This window comes from Thauera aminoaromatica S2, assembly GCF_000310185.1.
Classification (GTDB): Bacteria; Pseudomonadota; Gammaproteobacteria; order Burkholderiales; family Rhodocyclaceae; genus Thauera; species Thauera aminoaromatica.
In genome coordinates this window covers 1-23,790 of sequence record NZ_AMXD01000014.1, presented here as the reverse complement: position 1 = coordinate 23,790, position 23,790 = coordinate 1, and the positions used below count along the sequence as shown (strand labels likewise).

Here is a 23,790-nt window from a genome sequence, read left to right as displayed (position 1 = left end):
AGCGAGCGGAAGGCAAGCGTAAAAACTTCCGACATCAGGGCAGGCGGCGGAGCAGGTCGCGGGCGGCCTCGACCCACTCGCCGCTCGGGTGCCCCTGCAATCCGCTCTCGAGCTCGGCGCGCGCTTCGCGGGATCGCCCCTGCTTCGCGAGGACCTCGGCCAGATGCCAGCGGATCTCGCCGTTTTCCGGCGCACGCAGGCGGGCATCGCGCAGGTGCCGGAGCGCCTCGTCCAGCCGCCCCGTCTGCGCGAGCACCCACCCGAGCGTGTCGAGGACGCGCGCATCCTCCGGCGCGAGCGCATAGGCCTTTTCCGCGGCCTGCAGCGCATCGCCCTTGCCGAGCGCGAGCCGGATATTGGCCAGGTTGTTGTAGACCCGCGCGCCGGCCTCGCCCGCGCCGATGATCCGCTCGTACTGCTCCGCCGCCGCCGTCATCCCGCCCGCTTGCATGTGCAGCTCGGCGAGCATCTCGCGCACGGTGGCGTCCTCACCACGCTCGCTCAGCCAGCGCTCCAGCTGCGGCATCGCGGCCCGCGGGGCACCACGCGAGACGGCCAGCGTGGCGATCCGGGCCAGCAGCACCTGCGAGGGCGCACGCGCATGCGCCTCGACGTAGAAGCGCTCGGCTTCGGCATGACGCTTCGCCCTCAGGGCCAGATCCCCCGAGAGCCGCAGCGCGTCGGCGGACGACGGATGGGCGGCGCGCAGCGCGGCGACCGCAGCCTCCAGCGCACGCGGGTCGACCTCGGGATCCGCCGCCATCGCATCCGCCTCCAGCACCATCGCGATTTCGTGCCCGGGCGAGGCCTGCAGGATCTTGCGTGCCGCGTAGGCGGCGCCTACCGGATTGCCGGCCCGCATCTGCAGCGCGCCGACGTGGAGAAGGCGCCGGGCATCGAAATCAGCCAGCCGGGTCATCTCGGCCAGGGTCTGCCGGGCCGCCCTCTCCTCGCCGGCCTCGATCTGCGCCTCGGCCAGCGCGGCCAGCGCGGCGCCATTTCCCGGATGCCGCGCACTCGTCGCCTTGGCGACGTCGAGCGCCGAGGCGCGCGCCCCCGCCACCGCGTGGAGACGGACCAGCGCAAGGCCGAAATCGAGCGATTCGGGACGTTCGGCGACCGCCTTCTCGAGCCAGCGCTGCGCCTCGGGGAGGTTGCCCGCACGCTGCTCGAGCAGTGCGGACTCGTGCATGGCCACCGCGTCGCGCCGGTTCTTGCGCAGCATCTCGGCGTAGGTCGCGCGTGCGGCATCGAAGCGGCCCTGCGCGACATCCACGCGGGCCAGGTTCAGGCGTGCGGGGGCGAAGCCCGGGTCGCGCCGCAGGGCCTCCTCGAATTCGAGCCGGGCGCCGGCAAGATCGCCCGCGGCCTGCCGCATGCCGCCGAGGAGGTTGAGCGCCACCGGATTGCCTGCGAGCGCCCGGCTCGCGCGCTCGGCGACAGCGACCGCCTCCTGGGCCTTGCCACGGCGCGCCAGCAGGTTCGCCAGCGCGCTGGCGACCACCAGATCCTCGGGCGAGCGCTCGAAGCTCGCCGAAAGGTCGGCCATCCCGCGCGCCTCGTCGCCCCTGCCCAGCCGGCTGAAGCCGAGAGCCGCGAGCGCTCCGCTCGCGCCCTCGCGGGCGGCCTGCTCGAGCAGCTCGCTCGCACGCACATAGCGCCGCCAGGAAAGCTGGATCCGGCCCAACAGGAAAAGCGCCTGCGCATCGTCTGGCGCGAGGCGAAGCACGTGCTCGAGCAATTCGGCCGAGCGCGCGGCATCGCCGAGCTCGTACAGCACCGCGGCCAGCAGGCGGCGACCGCCGAGGTTGTTCGGGTAGCGCGCGACCAGCGTCTCGAGGTAGCCGCGCGCCTTCTCGTTCTGGCGAGTGGCGTGATGGGCGAGTCCGCCGACCATCAGCAGCTGCTCGCGGCTCGCGAGCCATTCCGCAGGCAGCGCGTCGACCAGCGTCGCCGCGTCGGCAAGCAGACGCGCGGCACGCGCCGGATCCCCCTCGCGTTCGGCGAGCAAGGCGAGCAGGTAGGAGGCCCTCGGCTCCGTCGGTCCTTGCTCGAAACGCTTCAGTACCGTGCGCGCCTCCTGCGCACGGCCGAGATCGACGAGGATCCCCGCACGCGCGATCGAAGCATCGAACAGCCCCGGATCGAGTTCCTCGGCGCGGCTGTAGTCGGCCAGCGCGGCATCGAGCTCGCCGGCCGCGTGCGCGACCGAGGCGCGCGCGTTGTAGGCACCCGCGTCCTTCGGCCCGAGGCGCACGGCCTCCTCCGCAAGTTCGCGCGCGAGCACGCGCTCTCCCACGGCGATGAGTACGGGGACTTCGGCAACGAGCGGGACGGCGGACGCAGGATCGAGTGCACGCGCCAGGGCGAAGCTCTCGCGCGCATCGGCGATGCGGCCGAGCATCTGGTAAGCCTTGCCACGCAGCACCAGCAGCTCGACACGCACAGCGACCGGCAGGTCGTGGGACGCCGCGATACGCAGCACATCCTCGGCCTTGCCGCGCATCAGCAGGATCTGCGCCAGCGGCACCACCACCTCGGCGGTCGCGACCCCGAGCCGCTGCGCCTCGGCAAAGGCCACCTCGGCGGCACCGAGTTCACCACTGCGTAGGTAGGCGCGCGCCAGCAGCAGGCGGCCGGCGAGCATGTTGCCATCCTCGCGGAGTGCATTGTTGAGCTGGACGATCGCCCCCGCGGCATCACCGTCATCGTATCGGCGCAGCGCGTCTTCGTAGTAGCGGCTGGCGGCAGCGGGGTCGGCCAGCGCCGACGTGGAACACAGGAAGGTCGCTGCAGCGACGACGAGGGAGTGGACCAGCCTGGGGGGTTTCATTCGAGCCTTCGTTGGAGGAGCGCCTTCAGCGTCGCGAGTATAGAAGCAGCTGGCATGCCGCTCCTGTGCAATCCGCCCGCATCGACGGACGAGAGCGCGCCATGCCGCGAGGCAAATTCCACGGACGGGCGCTCGCGGCGGACTGGAAGTGCGCTCGTGGCGTAAACTGATCGGATGCGCCGTATACGAACGTGCTGATGGACACCCACGACAGCTTTCCCTTCCTCAAGGAAATCATCCTCTTCCTCGCGCTGAGCGGTGTGCTGATGCCGCTGCTGTCGCGCCTGAAGATCAACCCCGTGCTCGGCTTCCTGTCGGTCGGGGTGCTGCTCGGCCCCTACGGCCTCGCCTCGCTCGCAAAGGCCTGGCCGCCGCTGTCGTGGCTCACCTTCGCGCGCCCCGACCAGGTGGAGTTCCTCGCCGAGCTCGGAGTCATCTTCCTGATGTTCATGATCGGCCTGGAGATGTCGGTCGAGCGCCTGTGGTCGATGCGCCGGCTGGTATTCGGGCTCGGCGGCCTGCAGGTCGCGCTCTCGGCAGCGGCGGTCGGGGGGCTCGCGCTGTGGTTCGGCAACGGCATCGAGGCCGCGGTCATACTCGGCGTGGTGCTGGCCTTCTCGTCCACCGCGATCGTCATGCAGTTGCTGATCCAGCGCCACGAACTCGGCACGCCGCTCGGCCAGGCCTCGTTCGCGATCCTGCTGTTCCAGGACCTCGCGGTGGTGCCGCTGCTGGTGCTGATCAGCATCCTCGGTGCCGCCTCGGGCGAGGGCAGCTTCGCGAGCCTGCTCGGCCTCGCGATGCTCAAGGGCGTGCTCACCGTGGTGGGCATCTACCTCGTCGGTCGCCGCGTGGTCCGTCCGCTCTTCCACCAGATCGCAGTCGACAAGCAACCCGACACCTTCACCGCCCTCACCCTGCTGACCACCTTGGGCGTGGCGGCGCTGACCTGGGTGGCCGGCCTGTCGATGGCGCTCGGCGCCCTGCTCGCCGGGCTGATCATTGCCGAGACCGAGTTCCGCCACGAGGTGGAGATCACCATCGAGCCCTTCAAGGGCCTGCTGATGGGCCTGTTCTTCATGTCGGTGGGCATGGGCATCGACCTGCGCGCGCTGCTCGCCGAGCCCTTGTGGATTCCGCTCTCGGTGGTCGGTCTGCTGGCCATGAAGGCGCTCATCGTGTTCGTGCTGCTGCGCGTTTTCGGCCTGTCCTGGGGGCGCTCCGCCGAGGGCGGCCTGCTGCTCGGCCAAGGCGGCGAGTTCGCCTTCATCGTGATCGGCATGGCGCTCACGCTGGGCCTGCTCGAACGCGATGTGGGCCAGTTCATGCTGATCGTGGTCGGCGTGTCGATGCTCGCCGCGCCGGTGATCGCGCGCCTCGGGCAGAGCCTGGGCGACCGCATCGACCGCCGCATCGCGCCGCCTGCCGAGGCGGACGACGCCGAGCTCGGCGAGCTCGGCGGGCATGTGATCATCGCCGGCTACGGCCGCGTCGGCCAGCTGGTCGGGCAGATGCTGGAAGAGCAGGGCGTGGGCTACGTCGCCATCGAGAACAATGCCCAGCTCATCGCCCACCAGCGCAAGGCGGGGGTGCCGCTGGTGTTCGGCGACGCCAGCCGCCCGGAGCTGCTGCGCAAGCTGCGCCTCGACCAGGCGCGCGCGGTGGTGCTGACCATGGACCACACCGCCGCCGCGATCCACGCGGTGCACGGCATCCGCCGCATGGTGCCGATGATGCGGATCATCGCCCGCGCGCGCGACGAGAAGCATGCCCTGCTGCTGCGCGAGGCCGGCGCCTCGGTGGTGGTGCCCGAAACCCTCGAGTCCAGCCTCAAGCTCACCGGCTGGGTGCTGGAGACCCTCGGCATACCCCCCGATGCCGCGCTACGCCTGGTCGAGCTGGAACGCGAGCGGCGCATCGTCGCGCTGCGCGACACCGGCAACGCCTGACCGCCCCCTGACGAATCCCGCCCACATGATCCCGCAGCACAACGCCCTCCAGATCCTGCGCAAGCCGCGCATCGCGCTCCTCGCCACCGGCGGCACCATCGCCGGCACGGCCGGCTCGGCCACCGACACCCGCGATTACACCGCCGGCCAGCTCGGCCCCGCGGCGCTGCTCGCCGCCGTGCCCCAGTTGGCCGAGCTCGCCCGCATCGACGCCACGCAGATCTTCAGCGTCGACAGCAAGGACATGACGCCACAGCACTGGCTGGTGCTGTCGCGCCGGGTGCAGAGGCTGATGGACGACCCCGCGGTCGACGGCATCGTCATCACCCACGGCACCGACACGCTGGAAGAGACGGCCTGTTTCCTCAACGTCACCGTCGCCACCACCAAGCCGGTGGTGATGACTGCGGCGATGCGCCCGGCCACCGCGCTATCGGCCGACGGCCCGCTCAACCTCTACCAGGCGGTCGAGCTCGCCTGCCGCCCGGCGGCCGCACGCTCGGGCGTGCTCGCGGTGGTCGGCGACCGCATCCTGCCAGCCGCGGCCCTCGCCAAGCGCCACCCCTCGGCGGTCGATGCGTTCTCGTTCGAGGGCGCGCTCACCACGCTCGCCAGCGACGCCGCGCTGCACGCGCTCGCGCCCTCGCGCTACAGCCGTGTCGTGCTGCCGGACGAGTTGCAGCACCTGCCGCCGGTGGAGCTGCTCACCGTCGCTGCGGGCAGCTCGCCCGCACTCGCCTCGGCGGTGGCGCGCGCGCTCGCACGCGCCCAGCTGCTCAATGGCGCCGCAGGCCTGGTGCTGGCCCTGCCCGGCAACGCCAGCCTGCCCGAGGCCTGGCGACCCGCGCTGGAAGAACTGCCCAACGCGGTACCGGTGGTGCTCGCCAGCCGCTGCGGCGGCGGCGTACGGCGGCACCATGGCAACGCCCCCGCCAACTGGCTCGACGCCGGCGCGCTCGACCCGCTCAAGGCGCGCGTGCGCCTGATCGCGGGCCTCGGCGCCGGATTGCGCGGCGCACGCCTGCGGCGCTGGTTCGAGCGCGCCTGACGCGGCAGTGCTTGCGTCGCCCCGGCGCGCCCCTCACAGCCCCGGATCGGTGCCGCCGCCGGCGAGCGCGGTCTCGACCATGCGCCGCGACAGATGCGGCGCGAAGCCCTCGATGAAGGCGTACACATAGGCGCGCAGCCAGGCGCGACGGCGCAGGCCGATCCGTGTCGTGCTCGACTCGAACAGGTGGGCCGCATCGACCATGCCGAGCCTGCGATCCTCCGCGGGGTCGTAGGCCATGCGCGCGAGGATGCCGATGCCCAGGTCCATCTCGACATACTTCTTGATCACGTCCGAGTCGATCGCGGTGAGCACGACCTTGGGCTTGAGGCCGCGACCGAGGAAGGCCTTGTTGATCTGGCCGCGGCCGGTGAAGGCGTCGTCGTAGGTAATCAGCGGATAGCGCGCGATCGCCTCGAGCGTGAGCGGCGCGGCCTGCAGGATGGGGTGGCGCGGGGTGGCGACCACGCAGCGGTTCCACTGGTAACAGGGCAGCATCACCAGCTCGTCGTACTCGGCGATGGCCTCGGTGGCGATCGCGATGTCGGCGCTGCCGTCGAGCACCATCTCGCAAACCTGGCGCGGATTGCCCTGGTGCAGCTCGAGCTTGACCTGCGGGTAGCGCTGCATGAAGCGGCGGATCACGTCGGGCAGCACGTAGCGCGCCTGGGTATGGGTGGTCGCAATCGACAGGCGGCCCACGGCCTCGTTGGCGAATTCGTCACCCACCTGCTGCAGGTTGTCGAGGTCGCGCAGCACGCGCTCGGCGATCGCCAGCACCGCCCGCCCCGGCTCGGTGACCGCCACCAGGCGCTTGCCGTGGCGAGTGAAGATCTCGATGCCGAGCTCGGACTCGAGCTGGCGGATCTGCTTGGACACCCCCGGCTGCGAGGTGAACAGCGCGTCGGCCGCCTCGGAGACATTGAGCCCGCGACGGGCGACTTCATGCACGTAACGCAGTTGCTGCAGGTTCATGGCGCGCTAGATATAACAACCAGTTCTTAAAGTCTAACTGCAAACCGCTTCTTGCGCTTAACTGAAGTCCTTACGATGCGCCGCAACATCCAGGAGCGCGTTACATGGACTTCGCCTACACCATCGCCGGGTTCGCAGTCGGTGCCATCGTCGGTCTGACCGGCGTTGGAGGCGGATCCTTGATGACGCCGCTGCTGGTGCTGATGTTCGGCATCCACCCCTCGGTCGCCGTCGGCACCGACCTGCTCTACGCCGCGATCACCAAGGCCGGCGGCACCCTGGCGCACGGACTCAAGGGCACGGTGGACTGGAAGATCACCCGCCTGCTCGCCACCGGCAGCATTCCCGCGGCGGCGATCACGCTGGCGCTGATCGGACACTTCGCGCCCGGCGGCATCGAAGGCGCGGCCCACCTGATCCAGGTCTCGCTCGGCGTCGCCTTGGTGCTGACCGCGGTGGCGCTGATCTTCCGCAAGCGCATCCAGGCCTATGCCGCGACGCGCTCGGGTGGCCGCCCCGCCGATCCGGCGCGCACCGCCCGCCTGACCGTGCTCACCGGCGCCGTGCTCGGCGTGCTGGTATCGATCTCCTCGGTGGGCGCCGGCGCGCTCGGCGTCACCGCGCTGTTCTTCCTCTACCCGGCGATGCCGGCGCTACGCATCGTCGGCTCGGACATCGCCCACGCCGTGCCGCTGACCGCGGTCGCCGGCATCGGCCACTGGTTTCTCGGCAGCGTCGACTGGCTGCTGCTGGGCAGCCTGCTGGTCGGCTCGCTGCCCGGCATCTGGCTCGGCAGCCACATTTCCACCAAGGTACCCGACCGCGTCCTGCGCCCGATCCTGGCGACGATGCTGGTGCTGGTCGGCGCCAAGCTGATGGCGCACTGAGCCGCAGCGACCAAGCACGCGACGCCCCTCCCCGGCCCGAATCCACGCATACGACAGAGAGAGCCCATATGTACCAATACGACGAACACGACCAGCGCCTGCTCGACCAGCGCGTCGCCCAGTTCCGCGACCAGATGCGGCGTCACCTGGCCGGCGAGCTCTCGGCCGACGAGTTCCGTCCGCTGCGCCTGCAGAACGGGCTGTACATCCAGCGCCACGCGCCGATGTTCCGCATCTCGGTGCCCTACGGCCACCTCGCCAGCCGCCAGCTGAGGAAGCTCGCCCACCTCGCGCGCAGCTACGACCGCGGCTACGCCCACTTCACCACCCGCACCAACGTGCAGTTCAACTGGCCGAAGCTGGAAGACGTGCCGGAGATGCTCGCCGAACTGGCCAGCGTGCAGATGCACGCCAACCAGACTTCGGGCAACTGCATCCGCAACATCACCGCCGACCCCTTCGCCGGCGTGGCCGCCGACGAGGTCGCCGATCCGCGCCCCTTCGCCGAGATCCTGCGCCAGTGGGCGACCTACAACCCGGAATTCGCCTTCCTGCCGCGCAAGTTCAAGATCGCCTTCAACAGCGCCGCCGAAGACCGCGTGGTGCTGCGGGTGTACGACATCGGCCTCGACCTGGTCCGTAACGAGGCCGGCGAGCTCGGCTTCCGCGTGCTGGTGGGCGGCGGCCTCGGCCGCACCCCGATCCTGGGCGAGGAGATCAAGCCCTTCCTGCCCTGGCAGCACCTGATCAGCTACTGCGAGGCCATCCTGCGCGTCTACAACCGCTGGGGCCGCCGCGACAACCTGTGGAAGGCGCGCATCAAGATCCTCGTCAAGGCGCTCGGGCCGGAAGAGTTCGGCCGCCAGGTGGAGGAAGAATGGGCCAACGGCAAGGACGGCCCCAACACCATCACCGCGGCGGAGCTGGCGCGCGTGTCGGCCCACTTCGCCCCGCCTGCCTACGAGACCCTGCCCGCGCAGGACGCCGCCTTCGACGAACTCCTCGCCGGCAACAAGGCCTTCGCCACCTGGGTCAAGCGCAATGTGCGCGCCCACCGCCAGCCCGGCTACGCGGCGGTGGTCCTGTCGCTGAAGAAGACCGGCACCGCCCCGGGCGACGTCACCGCCGAGCAGATGGACCTGATCGCCGATCTCGCCGACCGCTTCAGCTTCGGCGAGGCGCGCATGCTGCACGAGCAGAACGTCGCGCTCGCCGACGTGCGCCGCACCGACCTCTTCGAACTGTGGCAGGCGGCGCGTGCCGCCGGCCTGGCGACGCCGAACATCGGCCTGCTGACCGACATCATCTGCTGCCCCGGCGGCGACTTCTGCAGCCTCGCCAACGCACGCTCGATCCCGATCGCCGACGCCATCCAGCGCCGCTTCGACGACCTCGACTACCAGCACGACATCGGCGAGATCGACCTCAACATTTCCGGCTGCATGAACTCCTGCGGCCACCACCACGTCGGCCACATCGGCATCCTCGGCGTCGATAAGAACGACGAGGAGTGGTACCAGGTCAGCATCGGCGGCACACAGGGCAACGGCACCACGCTCGGCAAGGTGATCGGTCCGTCCTTCGCCCTCGACGAGATCGTGGGCGTGATCGAGAAGCTGCTCGAAACCTACGTCGAACTGCGCCATGAGGACGAGCGCTTCATCGACACCGTACAACGCGTCGGCACCGAGCCCTTCAAGGTACGCGTGTATGCCGACCGCCAGCCGCAAAGGAAAGCCGCCCATGTCTGACAAGATCATCAAGAACGGCCGCGTCGTCGCCGACGACCGCCTGACCGTGAGCCTCGCCGAAGGCGAGGTGCCCGCCGACATCGCGGTGCCCGCCGGCCCCGTGCTGGTGCCGCTCGCCGTATGGCAGGCGCGCCGCGAAGAGCTGCTGGCGCGTGCGCGCAGCGGCGAGGTGGGCGTGTGGCTGGCCGCGGGCGAGGACGTCGCCGCACTCGCTGACGACCTCGGGCTGCTGCAGATCGTCGGCCTGCACTTCCCCAAGTTCACCGACGGCCGCAGCTACTCCGCGGCAACCTTGCTGCGCACCCGCTACGGCTACCAGGGCGAACTGCGCGCGATCGGCCAGGTCCTGCGCGACCAGTTCAACTACATGACGCGCTGCGGCTTCGATGCCCTGCAGCCGCAAGCCGAGCGCTACACCGACGAACAGCTCGAGGCGGCGGTGGCCAGCATCGACGACTTCACCCAGCCCTACCAGCGCTCGGTGAAGGACCCGCTGCCGCTGTTCCGCCGCGTCGAACGCGGCACCGGCCGCGAGGTGCAGCAATGAACGCCGCCGTCAGCCTGCTGCGCCCCGCCCCGACCAACGCCGCCACCCGCCCGCAGCTCACCGACGCACTGCGCGCCACCGTGGGTGCCAAGTCCGCAGCCACGCTCGCACTGCTGCGCGAGGCCGTCGCCGAGTTCGGCGCGCACGGCGAGCTCGCCTTCGCCAACAGCTTCGGCGCCGAGGACATGGTGCTGACCGACCTCATCCTGTCGAACGGCCTGCCGATCACCATCTTCTCGCTCGACACCGGGCGGCTCCCCGCCGAGACCTACAGCCTGATCGGCGAAGTCGAGCGCCGCTACGGCACGAAGCTCGAGATCTACTTCCCCGACGCGGGCGCGGTCGAAACCTATGTGCGCAGCCACGGCATCAACGCCTTCTACGACACGGTCGAGCTGCGCAAGGCCTGCTGCGGCGTGCGCAAGATGGAGCCGCTGCGTCGCGCGCTCACCGGCCGCAAGGCCTGGATCACCGGCCTGCGCGCAGCCCAGTCGGTCACCCGCTCCGGCCTGCCGGTACGCGAGACCGACACCGCCAACGGGCTGGAGAAGCTCAACCCGCTGTCGGACTGGAGCGAGACCGAGGTGTGGGCCTACATCCGCCTCGCCGAGGTGCCCTACAACGCCCTGCACGACCAGTTCTACCCCAGCATCGGCTGCGCCCCCTGCACCCGCGCGATCGCGGTCGGCGAGGACGTGCGCGCCGGACGCTGGTGGTGGGAAAACCCGGAGACCAAGGAGTGCGGTCTCCACGTCAAGGCGAGCTGAGCCATGAACGGCAAGCACCCCGCCCAGGGCACGCACAGCCCCGCGATCGGTGCCGGCCGCCGCAGCCTGCAGCAGCGCCTGCTCGCGCTGCGCGCCGGACTCAGGGCAGCGCTGCGCGCCTTCAGAACCCATCCGATCAAGCATCCGCAACGGTAACCGCACCATGTCCACGCTGACCAAACAGACGCTGTCCCACCTCGACTGGCTCGAGGCCGAAGCCATCCACATCCTGCGCGAAGTCGCCGGCCAGTGCGCCAACCCGGTGTTGCTGTTCTCCGGCGGCAAGGATTCGATCTGCCTGCTGCGCCTGGCCGAGAAGGCCTTTCGCCCGGGCCGCTTCCCCTTCCCGCTGATGCACATCGACACCGGCCACAACTACAAGGAAGTCACCGACTTCCGCGACCGGCGCGCCGCCGAACTGGGCGAGCGCCTGATCGTGCGCTCGGTGGAAGACTCGATGGCGCGCGGCACCGTGGTGCTGAAGCACGCGGGCGAGTCGCGCAACAAGCACCAGTCGGTGACGCTGCTCGAGGCGATCGAGGAGTTCGGCTTCGACGCCTGCATCGGCGGCGCCCGCCGCGACGAGGAGAAGGCGCGTGCCAAGGAACGCATCATGAGCTTCCGCGACGAGTTCGGGCAGTGGGACCCGAAGAACCAGCGTCCCGAGCTGTGGAACCTGTACAACGCGCGTAGCCACAAGGGCGAGAACATCCGCGCCTTCCCGATCAGCAACTGGACCGAACTCGACGTGTGGCAGTACATCCAGCGCGAGCAGCTGGAACTGCCATCGATCTACTTCGCCCACACCCGCCCGGTGGTGCGCAAGAACGGCCTGCTGCAGCCGGTGACCGAGCTGACGCCGGCGAAGGATGGCGACGTCGTGGAGGACGTGCGGGTGCGCTTCCGCACCGTGGGGGACATCACCTGCACGGCGCCGGTGGAATCCGACGCGGACACCGTGGAGAAGATCCTCGCCGAGACGGCGACCACCACGATCACCGAGCGCGGTGCGACGCGGATGGACGACCAGACCTCGGAGGCGTCGATGGAGCAACGCAAGAAGGAAGGCTACTTCTGAGCGCATCCGCGCTCGTCGCAGCCCCCACCCCCCACTCTTCGCACCTCACGCCTGACCTTTGCACGGAATCATGACCATGTCCGCCCTCGAGCACCTCCCCGAAATCGACAACGGCTTGCTGCGCTTTCTCACCTGCGGCAGCGTCGACGACGGCAAGAGCACCCTGATCGGCCGCCTGCTGTTCGACACCAAGACCATCCTCGCCGACACCCTCAACGCCATCGAGAAGACCTCGGCCAAGCGCGGCATGAGCGCGGTCGACCTGTCGCTGCTGACCGATGGCCTGCAGGCCGAGCGCGAGCAGGGCATCACCATCGACGTCGCCTACCGCTACTTCTCCACCGGGCGGCGCAAGTACATCATCGCCGACGCCCCCGGCCACGAGCAGTACACCCGCAACATGGTGACCGCCGCGTCCACCGCCAACCTGGCGATCATCCTCATCGACGCGCGCAAGGGCGTGCTGACCCAGACCCGCCGCCACTCCTACCTCGCCAGCCTGGTCGGCATTCCCCATCTGGTGGTCGCGGTCAACAAGATGGACCTGGTCGACTACGACCAGGCGGTGTTCGAGCGCATCAAGGGGGAATACCTCGAATTCGCCGCCAAGCTCGGCATCCGGGACGTGCGCTTCATCCCGATCTCGGCGCTGGAGGGCGACATGATCGTCGACCGCGGCGAGCGCCTGTCCTGGTACGACGGCCCGACCCTGCTCGACATCCTCGAGAACGCCCCCGCAGCCCACACCGAACAGGCCGAGGACTTCCGCTTCCCGGTGCAGTTCGTGTGCCGACCGCAAGAGTCCGCCAACCCCGAACTGCACGACTATCGCGGCTTCATGGGCCGGGTCGAATCGGGCGAGGTCGCGGTGGGCGACGCGGTCACCGTACTGCCCTCGGGCGCCAGCAGCCGGGTCAGGAAGATCGAGCTCGGCGGCGTCGCGCTGCCGCGCGCCATCCACGAGCAGTCGGTGACCCTGCTGCTCGAAGACGAGATCGACATCTCGCGCGGCGACCTGATCGTGAAATCCGCCGAGGCGCGGGAGCCGGTCAAGCAGATCGAAGCCACGGTGTGCTGGCTGTCCGAGACCCCGCTGTCGCCTGCACGCACCTACCTGGTACGCCACACCACGCGCGAGGTGAAGGCCAAGCTCGCGAAGATCGACTACCGCCTGGACGTGAATACCCTGGAACAGGAGGCCACCACCGGGCTGGCGATGAACGACATCGCCCGCGTCACGCTCAAGCTCGCCCAGCCGATCATCGCCGACCGCTACACGGAGAACCGCGCTACCGGCGCCTTCATCATCATCGACGAGAGCACCAACAACACCGTAGGCGCGGGCATGATCGGCTGATCGCCGCCCGCCCTCCGCAGCGAGCGAACCCCGGCCCCCGCAAGGGCGCCGGGGTTCTCCATTTTGGGGACGAAGAAATTCCTACCGCATCACAGAACATGACAATCGGGCATCAAATTTTCTATAATGAAATTCCATACGACTGTTTTCAGGTCTTTTCAGCACCTGCAAGAGTCATCCCCGGATCGCACCGAAACCCGCCGCCTGCCATCTTCATCCGTCCTCGAGGAGGTCTCCCGATGCTCAAGCGAATCACCCTCGTCACCGTCGCCACCTTGGTCCTCGCCGGCTGCGCCGCCACCCACGTCGCCATCAGCAAGCGCGACCTCGATGTGCAGACCAAGATGTCCGACACGGTCTTCCTCGACCCGGTCGGCCCTGACAAGCGCACCATCTTCCTGCAGATCCGCAATACCTCCGACAAGCCCGACCTTGCGGTGAATGACGAGATCGCCGCCGCGCTGCAGACCAAGGGTTACACCCTGCTGCAGGACCCGGAGGCGGCGCACTACGTCCTGCAGGCGAACATCCTGCAGGTCGGAAAATCGGCACCCACCGCGATCGAGGCGGCGATCGACCAAGGCTACGGGGTAGCCGCCTCGGGCGGCCTGGTCCTGGGGGCGGGAGCGGCATACGCCGGCGGCGCCAGCGGCCGTGGCATCGCCGCCGCCGGCCTGATCGGCTCGCTGGCCGAAGGCATCGCCGGCGCCGCGGTCAAGGACGTGTATTTTTCGATGATCACCGACCTGCAGATCAAGGAGCGCATCCGCGGTGCCGGCAAGGCAAGGGTGAGTTCGAACCACAGCCTGCGCCAGGGCAACAGCGGTGGTTCGCAGGTGTCGTACGACGAAGAGTCGTCCTACAAGACTTATCAGACCCGCATCGGCTCGACCGCGAACAAGGTCAACCTCGCCTTCGAGGAGGCGCTGCCCGAGTTGAAGAAAGGCCTGATCAATTCGATCTCCGGGCTGTTCTGAACGCTCGCGGGCTTCATCTGCCCCAGCACGCCGCCGGGTGTTCGATAATCACGGCGGCGCCTTGCCAATCCGGCGCCCTTCGACCGAGCGCCACCATCATGACCGACCGCAATCCCTCCGACACCGCGCGTACCCGCCTCGACAAGTGGCTGTGGGCGGCACGTTTCTTCAAGCACCGTACGGGCGCAACCGAGGCGGTCGATGGAGGAAAGGTCAAGCTCAACGGAATGGCGGCCAAACCGGCACGCGAACTCAAGGTCGGTGACCGCCTCGACATCACGATCGGCGAGGATACGCGCACGGTGATCGTGCGCGCGATCGCGGACAAGCGCGGCTCGGCCGCCGTGGCGCAGGCGCTCTACGAGGAGACCGCGGAAAGCATCGAGGCGCGCGAACGCGCCCGTGAATTGCGCAAGTTCGCCGCCGCGCCCGGCACCGACCTGCACGGCCGGCCGACCAAGCGCGACCGCCGCAGGATGGACCGCTTCGGGGGATGCTGAGCTCGCGTCCCCAAGCGCGAGCCCTCGCGGTGCCCGATCCGTACCGGCTCCGCTCCGACTCCCGTGCCTCAGTCGAGTACCAGCGCCAGCGCGATCGGCAGGAAAACCACCGCAGCGAGGTTGCCGATCAGCACCATCGAGGCCACCTTGTCGGGCTCCTGGTCGTAACGCTCGGCGAACATGTAGTTCAGCACCGCCGGCGGCAGGGCGCCGAACACGAGCAACAGCGCCTGCTCGCGCGGCGGAAGCTCGAGCATCTGCAGCAGGGCCCAGGCCAGCGCCATGCCCACCACCGGGCGTAGCACCGCACCGAAGAGGCCGAAGCCGACGGCGCTGATGCGCGAATCGGCCAGGCGCACGCCGAGCGCGAACAACATCAGGGGGATCGAGATGTCGCCGACCATCTCGATCGACATCAGCAGCGGCGGCCACACCTCGATGCCGAGGAAGCCGACCGCCAGGCCCGCGATCGTCGCCAGGATGGAGGGCGAGCGCCACACCGTGGTCAGCTTGGTATGGTGGTCCAGCAGCCAGGCGCCGTAGGAGAAGTGGATCACGTTCGACACCACGAACATCACCACCGCCGGAGCCAGCGCCGACTCGCCGAAGGCGAGCACCGCCAGCGGCAGGCCGAGGTTGCCGCAGTTGTTGAACATCATCGGCGGCACCAGCGTCTTGGTGGCGATCCCGGCCGCACGCGCGACCAGCCAGCCGGCCACACCGGAGCCGACGATGATCACCACGGTCGCGAACAGCAGCGGCAGGTATTCGCCGAGGCGGAAGTCCTTACCGACCAGCGCACCGAACACCAGCGCGGGCACGAAGACATCCATGTTCAGCTTGTTGGCGTGCGACAGGTCCGGCTTCATGCGCCGGCCGACGAAATAGCCCAGCGCGGTGATCGCGAACAGCGGGAACAGGATGGAGACGATTCGGATCAGCATTCAGGGCAAACCGGGAGCGGACTGAAGGGGGTGCGACGGATGCGGTCACGGACAAGCCCGTCGTCGCGCGGTCCCCGCGGACGAAGCGAGCTTGTCCGCGAACGGACGCGAGCCGGGATCAAAGCACGTAACGCGCCAGATCCTCGCGCTGGGCGAGCATGACGAGCCGGCTGTCGACATAGGCGGCGTCGACTACCACGGTCTGCTCCGCACTGCTGCGCCCGGCCTCGAAGGAAACCTCTTCGAGCAGCTTCTCCATGACGGTGTACAGCCGGCGCGCGCCGATGTTCTCGGTCTTCTCGTTCACCTGGTAGGCGATCTCGGCCAGGCGGCGGATGCCGTCGTCGGCGAACTCCAGCTTCACCCCGTCGGTGGCGAGCAGCGCCTCGTACTGGCGCGTGAGGCAGGCGTCGGTGCTGGTGAGGATGCGGGCGAAGTCCTCCACAGACAGCGACTCCAGCTCGACGCGGATCGGGAAACGCCCCTGCAGCTCGGGGATCAGATCCGAGGGCTTGGACAGGTGGAAGGCGCCGCTGGCGATGAACAGGATGTGATCGGTCTTGATCATGCCGTACTTGGTGGAGATCGTCGTGCCCTCGACCAGCGGCAGCAGGTCGCGCTGCACGCCCTGACGGGAGACATCTGCGCCCTGCACGTCGCTGCGCGCAGCGATCTTGTCCACCTCGTCGAGGAACACGATGCCGTTCTGCTCGACCGCGCGCACGGCCTCGAGCTTGACCTCCTCGTCGTTGATCAGGCGCGCGGCCTCCTCGTCGGCGAGCAGCTTCATGGCCTCGCGGATCTGCAGCTTGCGCTGCTTCTTCTTGCCGCCGCCGAGGTTCTGGAACATGCCCTGTATCTGCTGGGTGAGTTCCTCCATACCCGGCGGGGCGAAGATCTCGGCCTGCATCGAGGGCGCGGCGACCTCGATCTCGATCTCCTTGTCGTCGAGTTCCCCCTCGCGCAGCTTCTTGCGGAATTTCTGCCGGGTGGACGAATCCTGCGCCGGCTCGGGCTCGGCGTTGAAGCCGACCGGGCGCGCCGGCGGCAGCAGGGCGTCGAGCACGCGGTCCTCGGCGGCATCCAGCGCGCGGTCGCGCACCGACTTCATCGCACGCTCGCGCCCGTCCTTGACCGCGATCTCCATGAGGTCGCGGATGATGGTGTCGACGTCGCGGCCGACATAGCCGACCTCGGTGAACTTGGTCGCCTCGATCTTGATGAAGGGCGCGTTGGCCAGGCGCGCCAGGCGGCGCGCGATCTCGGTCTTGCCGACGCCGGTGGGGCCGATCATGAGGATGTTCTTGGGGGTGATCTCGCTGCGCAGCGGCTCTTCCACCTGAGCGCGCCGCCAGCGGTTGCGCAGCGCGATCGCCACGGCCTTCTTGGCCTTGTCCTGGCCGACGATGTGCTTGTCGAGTTCGGAGACGATCTCCGGCGGGGTCATCTGGGTCATGCGGTCAGCCTCAATCCAGCACTTCGATGGTGTGGTGGTGATTGGTGTAGATGCACAGGTCGCCGGCGATGGAAAGCGCCTTGGACACGATTTCCCTGGGCTCGAGCTCGGTATTCTCGAGCAGTGCGCGCGCGGCCGACTGCGCGTAGGCGCCGCCGCTGCCGATGGCCACGATGCCCTGCTCGGGCTCGAGCACGTCGCCGTTGCCGGTGATCACCAGCGAATGCTCGCGATCGGCCACCGCAAGCATGGCCTCCAGCCGGCGCAGCATGCGGTCGGTGCGCCAGTCCTTGGCGAGCTCGACCGCGCTGCGCAACAGGTTGCCCTGGTGCTTGTCGAGCTTGGCCTCGAAACGCTCGAACAAGGTGAAGGCGTCGGCGGTTCCACCGGCGAAACCGGCGAGGATCTGACCGTTGTAGAGCGTGCGCACCTTGCGCGCGGAGGCCTTGATGACGATGTTGCCAAGGGTGACCTGGCCGTCGCCGCCGAGCGCGACGCGGTTGCCGCGCCGCACCGACAGGATGGTGGTGCCGCGATACTGTTCCATGAAGGATTCTCCGTCCCCGCGGAAATCGGGGCTGGTGTGTTGTTCAATGACGCAGGGTGACGTGAGCCACCTTGTCGACGCTCATGACCCGCAGCAGGCCGGCGACCATGGCGTTCACGTCGCGAAGACAGACGAGTTTACCTTGAGCCTGCAACGTGGCGAGAATATTGAAGAGCGTGCCGGCGCAGACGAAATCGAGCCGGCGCAGGTGCCGGCAATCGATCCGGACCTCGCGGCGCTCGACCGCGAAGGCGGCGAGGCGCCGGAGGGTATCGTTGGCAGCCCCGCAGAGCTCGCCCTCGAACGCGAACGCCTCCGGATCGGTCGGCTGCGCCTCGTCCGCCTGCGCCGCGCGCGCCGTGGGAGCGTCGCCGCGCCCCTCCCAGGACGGCGGGGACTCCTCGAAGGTCACCGCATAGTCGACCGCGACATCCTCGAAGCGCGCCTGGTCGCCGGCGTACTGCAACAGCTCGAGCAGCATCAGCCAGGTATCGCGCGCCTGCGCCCTCCCGGGGGATACGGCCTGCGACAGGATGTCGGCGAGCGCGCGCACATTGACCAGCCTCACCTGAAGCCGCTCGGCCGCCAGCCCGGCAAGCAGGCCGCGCCAGACGGCGCAGCCCGCATCGTCCACCCCGCGCACCTTGGCGACGTCGATGCGCACCCCGCCGCTGCGGCGCGCGATCTTGGCGAGCTGGGCGAACTGGCGCTCGGCGGCTGCCGAGAGCTGCCCGCTCAGGTTGACCAGCGGCAGCTCGGTGCCCGCCGCCTTGCCCGCCACCCGCGACAGATCCTCCCAGGGCGGCGGCGAGCGCTCGAAGCGGGTGGCGTAATCGAGCACGCGCGACTCGAAGCGCTGGCGCTCCCCGCGCAGGCGGTAGAGATCGAGCAACATCAGCCAGGCACCCTCACCGCCCTCGCCACCTTCCGCGCCGACGGCGGCCTCGAGCACGGCGAGCGCGTCGTCGTCGCTACCGTTCGCATACAGCACCGCAGCCTCCTCGAAGGCCGCGCCGATCCCGCTTCCGCACTCGCGCACCTCGACCTGCCCGGCCACGCGTGCGAGCGCGCGCCCGTGGTCGGTGCCGGTGAAGTCGAGCGCGGACAACTCGGTAGGCGGGGGACGCTCGTCGCGCAGGGCGTCCGCTCCCGGCCCGGCTCGCGCGTCGCGCGGTGCGCCGGGCGCGGGCGAAACGGGTTTCTTGCCGAAGAAGGGGAGCGCCACGTCCGTATTCCGATATCGCGGACGCCCCATGCGAGCCGCCGCAACCAACGACATTCACAGAAAAGCGCTTTTGCAACAAGCAATAAGCGCGAGAAAAATCCATCGATCAAGAACGCGACAGACGTGCATTCGGTGCCGCGGCTCGGCTAGAATGCTGCAATGCAACCGAAAACCGTTTCCGACGCGGGCGGCGAATCGCTCCCCGCGTCGTCGCGTTTTTCCCTGTCCGTCCGAGTCTATTACGAAGACACCGACGCAGGGGGTGTCGTCTATTACGCAAACTATCTCAAATTCTGCGAGCGCACGCGCACCGAATGGCTGCGTGCGCTCGGCGTCGCCCAGCACGCCTTGCTCGACGAGCAGGGCGTGGGTTTCGTGGTGCGCTCGGTGCAGGCCGACTACCGCGCTCCGGCACGCCTGGACGACGCGCTCGAGGTGAGCGCCCGCATCGCCAGCCGGCGCCGCGCGAGTCTCGTGTTCGACCACGAGATCCGCCGCGGCGGCGAACTTCTCTTCACCGCGCAGGTCCTCGTGGCTTGCGTGGACATGCGGCGCATGAAGCCCGCAGCCCTCCCCGCCTCCCTGCACGCCCTTCTCGAAAGCCCAGCATGACCGTCACCCACGACCTCTCCATCCTCAGCCTGATCTCCCAGGCGAGCGTCCTCGTCCAGCTCGTCATGGCGCTGCTGGCAAGCCTGTCGCTCGTCTCCTGGTACTGGATCTTCCGCAAGGCCTTCCAGATCCGCCAGGCGCGTGCACAGACCGACGAGTTCGAGCGCGACTTCTGGAGCGGCGGCGACCTCAACACCCTCTACGAGTCGGCTGGCCGCCACCAGTCCGAAGGCATGGAGCGCATCTTCGAGGCCGGCTACCGAGAGTTCACCAAGCTGCGCGGCAAGGGCCACGACCACGGCGCCACGCTCGACGGCGCCCGCCGCGCCATGCGCGCCACCTACCAGCGCGAGATCGACGACCTCGAGGCCCACCTCGCCTTCCTCGCCTCGGTGGGGTCGGTGTCGCCTTACATCGGCCTGCTCGGCACCGTGTGGGGGATCATGAACTCCTTCCGCGGCCTCTCCAGCGTCGGCGCCGCCACCCTCGCGCAGGTCGCGCCCGGCATCGCCGAAGCCCTGGTCGCCACGGCGATCGGCCTGTTCGCGGCGATCCCGGCGGTGGTGGCCTACAACCGCTTCGCGCACGACATCGACCGCCTCGGCATCCGCTTCGAGAGCTTCATGGAAGAGTTCTCCAACATCCTGCAACGCAACCTGCGCTGACCCGGACGGAGTTCCAACGATGCGCCAACGCCGTCTCATGAACCAGATCAACGTCGTGCCCTACATTGACGTGATGCTGGTGCTGCTGGTGATCTTCATGGTCACCGCGCCGATGATCCAGCAGGGCACGATCAACGTGCCCTCCGCCGGCGCCGGCACGCCGCCGTCTCAGTCCGAGGCCATCTTCATCGAGGTCAAGGCCGACGGGGCCTATGCGCTGCGCGCCAGCAACAGCGGGAGCTCGCGCCCGGTGCGCCGCGACCAGCTGTCGACCGCGCTCAAGGACGCCCTCGCGAAGAACCCCGAGCAGCCCTTCCTGGTCGCCGCCGACAGCAAGCTCGACTACCAGAAGGTGATCGACGTGCTCGAGACCGCGCGCGACGCCGGAGTGCGCAAGATCAGCCTGGTCACCCAGAGCGCGACTTCGCAGAAATGAGGGACCGCCCCGCACCGCACCGCCGCGAGCCGCCTGGCAAGTGGCAGTCCCTCGGGTTGACCGTGGCGGTCCACCTGGGATTGTTCCTGTTCCTGTTCTTCGGCATCCGCTGGCAGAGCCCGCCGCCCGCGGCGCTCGAGGTCGGGCTGGCTTCGGCACCGGAGCGCAGCGCGCCAGCCGCAGCGCGCCCGCAGCCGGCGCCGGAGCCCCGGCCGGAGCCGAAACCCGAACCGAAGCCCGAGCCCAAACCCGAACCGAAGCCCGAGCCCAAACCGGAACCGAAGCCGGAACCGAAGCCGGAACCCAGACCTGAACCGCCCAAGCCCCAGGCCAAGCCCGAGATCGTCGCCAAGGCGCCCGAGAAGAAGCCGGAGCCGCCCAAGCCCGAGCCACCGAAACCCGAACCCAAACCACAACCGAAGCCGGAGCCCAAGCCTGAACCGAAGCCCGAGCCCAAGCCCCAACCCAAGCCGGAGCCGAAACCCGAGCCCAAGCCGCAGGCCAAGCCCGAACCCAAGCCCCAGCCCAAGCCGGACACCAAGCCGATCGACGACTACATGGCGCAGCGCCTCGCGCAGGAGACCCAGCGCGCCGAGCAGGCCCGCCTGTCCAGCCTGATGGCGCAGGAAGGTGCGCGCGCGGCCGCGGCCGGTCCGAGCCGCCAGGGTCCGCCCGGTGGCGACATCGACAAATACCGCGCGGCGATCGCTGCCAAGGTGCGCGGCAACCTGTTGCGCCCGCCCGGCCTGTCCGGCAACCCGGAGGCGGTGTTCGAGGTCGACCAGCTGCCGAGTGGCGAAGTGCTCAATGTCCGCCTCAAGCGCTCGTCCGGCGTGCCCGCCCTCGACGAGGCCATCGAGCGCGCGATCCGGCGCTCGAGCCCGCTGCCGCTGCCGGACAACAAGAACCAGTTCGAGCGTACCCTCGAACTGAAATTCCGTCCGCTGGCGGACGATTGAGTCCGTCATGTCTATAATCCGCGGCTGGAGAAAACCCCGCATGATCAAAACACTGCACGCATTCCGCCTCTTCCTCGCCGGCCTGCTCGCCAGCCTCGCGCTGGGTGCGCACGCCCAGCTCTCGATCGAGATCACCGGCACCGGCGCCTCGCGCTTTCCGGTCATCATCCCGATCTTCGAGAACGAGGGTCGCCTGCCGCAGAGCGTCACCGACGTCGTGCGCGCCGACCTCGAGCGCAGCGGTCTGTTCACCCTGATCGACACCGGCCCGCTGCCGATGCCCGAATCGGTGGCGCCCGACCTCGCCGCGGTGCGCAGCCGCGGCGCCGACGCGGTGCTCACCGGCAGCCTGATCCCGATGGCCGACGGGCGCTACGACGTGCGCTTCCGGCTCTTCGACGCGCAGAAGCAGCAGGAACTCGGCGCCATGTCGCTGCCGATGAGTCCGGCGCAGAACCGCCTGGTCGGCCACCGCATCGCCGACTTCGTGTACGAGAAGCTCACCGGCCTGCCGGGTTACTTCGCCACCCGCATCGCCTACGTGATCAAGTCCGGTCCCAACTTCGAGCTCCAGATCGCCGACGCCGACGGCATGAACGCCGCCACCGCGCTGCGCTCGCGCGAGCCGATCATCTCGCCTTCGTGGTCGCCCGACGGCCAGCGCCTGGCCTATGTGTCCTTCGAGCAGAAGAAGCCGATCGTCTACGTGCACACACTCGCCACCGGCCAGCGCCGCGTGGTCGCCAACTTCAAGGGCTCGAACTCCGCGCCGAGCTGGTCGCCCGACGGCAGCCAGCTCGCGGTCGTGCTCACCAAGGACGGCCTGTCGCAGCTCTACGCGATCGGTGCCGACGGCTCCGGCGTGCGCCGCCTCGCGCAATCCTCCGGCATCGACACCGAGCCCTTCTGGGGCGCCGACGGCCACATCTACTTCACCTCGGATCGCGGCGGCAGTCCGCAGATCTACCGTATTCCTGCCAGTGGCGGCAGCGCCCAGCGGGTGAGCTTCGAAGGCAACTACAACGTGACGCCGCGCCTGTCGTTCGACGGCAAGTTGCTCGCCTTCATCACCCGCAATGCCGGCCGCTTCCAGGTGGCCGTGCAGGACGTCGCCACCCGGCAGACCACCATCCTCACCGATTCGGCACGCGACGAATCGCCCAGCTTCGCCCCCAACGGCCGCATGATCCTCTACGCCACCGACACCGGTGGCCGTGGCGTGCTGTCGGCGGTGTCGACCGACGGGCGCATCCGCCAGCGGCTCACGGTGCAGGCCGCCGATGTCCGCGAACCCGCCTGGGGTCCGCAGATCCGGTAACCATGAAGCGGCAACAAAGCCGCATACCCCTCTCTGCTGTCATCAACACTCGTACTGGAGCATCACCCATGAAGAAACTCGTCCTCCCCGCGCTGCTCGCCCTGACCCTGGCCGCCTGCTCGAGCACCGGCCCCGAGAACGGCGCCGCCTCCGTCCAGGACCGCGGCACCGGCGTCGCCACCGTGACGGCCGGCAGCGCCAAGGGCAGCGGCATCGCGGCGCTCACCGACCCCAACAACATCCTCTCCAAGCGCAGCGTCTTCTTCGACTTCGACAGCTTCGTGATCAAGCAGGAAGCCCGCCCGCTGATCGAAGCCCACGCCCGCTTCCTGGTGCAGAACCCGCAGATGAACATGCTCGTCCAGGGCAACACCGACGAGCGCGGCAGCCGCGAATACAACCTCGCCCTCGGCCAGAAGCGCGCCGACGTCGTCAAGCAGGCCCTCATGCTGCTCGGCGCCAAGGAATCGCAGATCGAGTCCGTGAGCCTGGGTGAAGAGAAGCCGCGCTGCGAAGACCGCACCGAGAACTGCTACGCCGAGAACCGCCGCGGCGACATGCTCTACACGGGCGAGTTCTAAGAGAGTCCCGACATGAAACGCCTTCTGCCGCTCGCCGCAGCGTTCGTCCTCATCCCGAGCGCCCCGGCGCACGCCCAGCTCTTCGGGGGTGACACCGAGGCCCGCAACCAGATCTTCCAGCTCCGGCAGGACGTTCAGGGGCAGATCGAGACCACCAGCCGCGGCCAGCTCGAGCTCGCCATGCAGAACGAACAGATGCGCGCCGAGCTGGCGCGCCTGCGTGGCCAGATCGAACTGCTGACCAACGAGGTGGAGACGCTCAAGCAGCGCCAGAAGGATTTCTACGTCGACCTCGACGCCCGCCTGCGCCGGTACGAATCCGGTGCGGCGGGCGCCGCCTCCGCCGCCCCGGCCTCCGGGGATGCGGCGCCGGCGGCA

General features: G+C 68.9%; 24 protein-coding genes. 18 read left to right on the top strand and 6 right to left on the bottom strand.

All coding sequences use genetic code 11. The annotated features are described in order from the left end of the window. Nucleotides 1–34: 34 nt before the first annotated feature. The gene (gene prsT, locus C665_RS04185) at nucleotides 35–2,833 is read right to left on the bottom strand and encodes an XrtA/PEP-CTERM system TPR-repeat protein PrsT (protein ID WP_004300915.1); all 2,799 of its coding nucleotides are present in this window, start codon (nucleotides 2,831–2,833) and stop codon (nucleotides 35–37) included. A gap of 197 nt (nucleotides 2,834–3,030) precedes the next feature. On the opposite strand from prsT, the gene C665_RS04180 reads away from it, so the two are divergent. Then, entirely contained in the window at nucleotides 3,031–4,782 is a 1,752-nt protein-coding gene (locus tag C665_RS04180; RefSeq protein WP_004300913.1) for a cation:proton antiporter domain-containing protein, read from the top strand. Between the two features lie 25 nt (nucleotides 4,783–4,807). Beyond that, a complete protein-coding gene (locus C665_RS04175) occupies nucleotides 4,808–5,830 on the top strand; it encodes an asparaginase (protein WP_004300911.1) in 1,023 nt (340 codons plus the stop codon). A gap of 33 nt (nucleotides 5,831–5,863) precedes the next feature. Here the strand turns inward: C665_RS04175 and cysB are convergent, their stop codons facing one another. Further along, complete coding sequence (cysB, locus tag C665_RS04170; protein ID WP_004300909.1) at nucleotides 5,864–6,805, bottom strand: HTH-type transcriptional regulator CysB; 942 nt, start codon at nucleotides 6,803–6,805, stop codon at nucleotides 5,864–5,866. Nucleotides 6,806–6,909: 104 nt separating this feature from the next. Here cysB and C665_RS04165 point away from each other — a divergent pair, with 104 nt between their 5' ends. From C665_RS04165 to C665_RS04130, 9 genes are all read left to right on the top strand, one after another. Then, nucleotides 6,910–7,692 carry a sulfite exporter TauE/SafE family protein gene (locus C665_RS04165; RefSeq protein WP_004300907.1) on the top strand — a complete coding sequence of 261 codons (783 nt, stop codon included), beginning with the start codon at nucleotides 6,910–6,912 and terminating at the stop codon, nucleotides 7,690–7,692. 68 nt (nucleotides 7,693–7,760) lie between these two features. Beyond that, entirely contained in the window at nucleotides 7,761–9,443 is a 1,683-nt protein-coding gene (locus C665_RS04160) for a nitrite/sulfite reductase (RefSeq protein WP_004300905.1), read from the top strand. Then, nucleotides 9,436–9,990 carry a DUF934 domain-containing protein gene (locus C665_RS04155; RefSeq protein ID WP_004300903.1) on the top strand — a complete coding sequence of 185 codons (555 nt, stop codon included), beginning with the start codon at nucleotides 9,436–9,438 and terminating at the stop codon, nucleotides 9,988–9,990. Before C665_RS04160 ends, C665_RS04155 begins: the two co-directional genes overlap by 8 nt. Next, nucleotides 9,987–10,757 (top strand): phosphoadenylyl-sulfate reductase, encoded by a 771-nt coding sequence (locus C665_RS04150; protein WP_004300901.1) that lies wholly within the window; start codon nucleotides 9,987–9,989, stop codon nucleotides 10,755–10,757. The genes C665_RS04155 and C665_RS04150 overlap by 4 nt, the downstream gene beginning before the upstream one ends. A 3-nt stretch (nucleotides 10,758–10,760) precedes the next feature. After that, nucleotides 10,761–10,913, top strand: a complete 153-nt coding sequence (locus tag C665_RS20855) for a hypothetical protein (protein WP_004300900.1) — start codon at nucleotides 10,761–10,763, stop codon at nucleotides 10,911–10,913. A 7-nt stretch (nucleotides 10,914–10,920) separates the two neighbouring features. Next, a complete protein-coding gene (gene cysD, locus C665_RS04145; protein ID WP_004300898.1) occupies nucleotides 10,921–11,835 on the top strand; it encodes a sulfate adenylyltransferase subunit CysD in 915 nt (304 codons plus the stop codon). Nucleotides 11,836–11,911: 76 nt separating this feature from the next. Then, complete coding sequence (cysN, locus tag C665_RS04140; RefSeq protein ID WP_004300897.1) at nucleotides 11,912–13,192, top strand: sulfate adenylyltransferase subunit CysN; 1,281 nt, start codon at nucleotides 11,912–11,914, stop codon at nucleotides 13,190–13,192. A gap of 239 nt (nucleotides 13,193–13,431) precedes the next feature. Next, nucleotides 13,432–14,169, top strand: a complete 738-nt coding sequence (locus tag C665_RS04135) for a complement resistance protein TraT (protein ID WP_004300896.1) — start codon at nucleotides 13,432–13,434, stop codon at nucleotides 14,167–14,169. A gap of 98 nt (nucleotides 14,170–14,267) precedes the next feature. Beyond that, nucleotides 14,268–14,669, top strand: a complete 402-nt coding sequence (locus C665_RS04130) for an RNA-binding S4 domain-containing protein (RefSeq protein WP_004300894.1) — start codon at nucleotides 14,268–14,270, stop codon at nucleotides 14,667–14,669. Nucleotides 14,670–14,737: 68 nt separating this feature from the next. Here the strand turns inward: C665_RS04130 and C665_RS04125 are convergent, their stop codons facing one another. The 4 genes from C665_RS04125 to C665_RS04110 all read right to left on the bottom strand — a co-directional run bounded on the left by C665_RS04125 (nucleotide 14,738) and on the right by C665_RS04110 (nucleotide 18,841). Further along, nucleotides 14,738–15,613 (bottom strand): AEC family transporter, encoded by an 876-nt coding sequence (locus tag C665_RS04125; protein WP_004300892.1) that lies wholly within the window; start codon nucleotides 15,611–15,613, stop codon nucleotides 14,738–14,740. A 118-nt stretch (nucleotides 15,614–15,731) separates the two neighbouring features. Further along, nucleotides 15,732–17,069 (bottom strand): ATP-dependent protease ATPase subunit HslU, encoded by a 1,338-nt coding sequence (hslU, locus tag C665_RS04120; RefSeq protein WP_004300891.1) that lies wholly within the window; start codon nucleotides 17,067–17,069, stop codon nucleotides 15,732–15,734. Nucleotides 17,070–17,079: 10 nt separating this feature from the next. Beyond that, entirely contained in the window at nucleotides 17,080–17,616 is a 537-nt protein-coding gene (gene hslV / locus C665_RS04115; protein WP_004300889.1) for an ATP-dependent protease subunit HslV, read from the bottom strand. Between the two features lie 43 nt (nucleotides 17,617–17,659). Beyond that, the gene (locus C665_RS04110; RefSeq protein ID WP_004300888.1) at nucleotides 17,660–18,841 is read right to left on the bottom strand and encodes an STAS domain-containing protein; all 1,182 of its coding nucleotides are present in this window, start codon (nucleotides 18,839–18,841) and stop codon (nucleotides 17,660–17,662) included. A gap of 159 nt (nucleotides 18,842–19,000) precedes the next feature. Between C665_RS04110 and ybgC the strand changes: the two genes are divergently transcribed. From ybgC to C665_RS04075, 7 genes are all read left to right on the top strand, one after another. Beyond that, entirely contained in the window at nucleotides 19,001–19,453 is a 453-nt protein-coding gene (ybgC, locus tag C665_RS04105; RefSeq protein ID WP_004300887.1) for a tol-pal system-associated acyl-CoA thioesterase, read from the top strand. After that, nucleotides 19,450–20,118 carry a protein TolQ gene (gene tolQ, locus C665_RS04100; RefSeq protein ID WP_004300886.1) on the top strand — a complete coding sequence of 223 codons (669 nt, stop codon included), beginning with the start codon at nucleotides 19,450–19,452 and terminating at the stop codon, nucleotides 20,116–20,118. Before ybgC ends, tolQ begins: the two co-directional genes overlap by 4 nt. A gap of 19 nt (nucleotides 20,119–20,137) precedes the next feature. Next, entirely contained in the window at nucleotides 20,138–20,554 is a 417-nt protein-coding gene (gene tolR / locus C665_RS04095; RefSeq protein WP_004300885.1) for a protein TolR, read from the top strand. After that, nucleotides 20,551–21,513, top strand: a complete 963-nt coding sequence (locus tag C665_RS04090; RefSeq protein ID WP_012584637.1) for an energy transducer TonB — start codon at nucleotides 20,551–20,553, stop codon at nucleotides 21,511–21,513. The genes tolR and C665_RS04090 overlap by 4 nt, the downstream gene beginning before the upstream one ends. Before the next feature lie 40 nt (nucleotides 21,514–21,553). After that, on the top strand, nucleotides 21,554–22,831 hold the full coding sequence (gene tolB, locus C665_RS04085) for a Tol-Pal system beta propeller repeat protein TolB (RefSeq protein WP_004300883.1): 1,278 nt from the start codon (nucleotides 21,554–21,556) through the stop codon (nucleotides 22,829–22,831). Nucleotides 22,832–22,899: 68 nt separating this feature from the next. Beyond that, nucleotides 22,900–23,412, top strand: a complete 513-nt coding sequence (gene pal / locus C665_RS04080) for a peptidoglycan-associated lipoprotein Pal (RefSeq protein ID WP_004300882.1) — start codon at nucleotides 22,900–22,902, stop codon at nucleotides 23,410–23,412. A 12-nt stretch (nucleotides 23,413–23,424) separates the two neighbouring features. Further along, nucleotides 23,425–23,790 (top strand): YbgF trimerization domain-containing protein (locus tag C665_RS04075; RefSeq protein WP_004300881.1); only part of this gene is annotated, 366 nt, incomplete at its 3' end.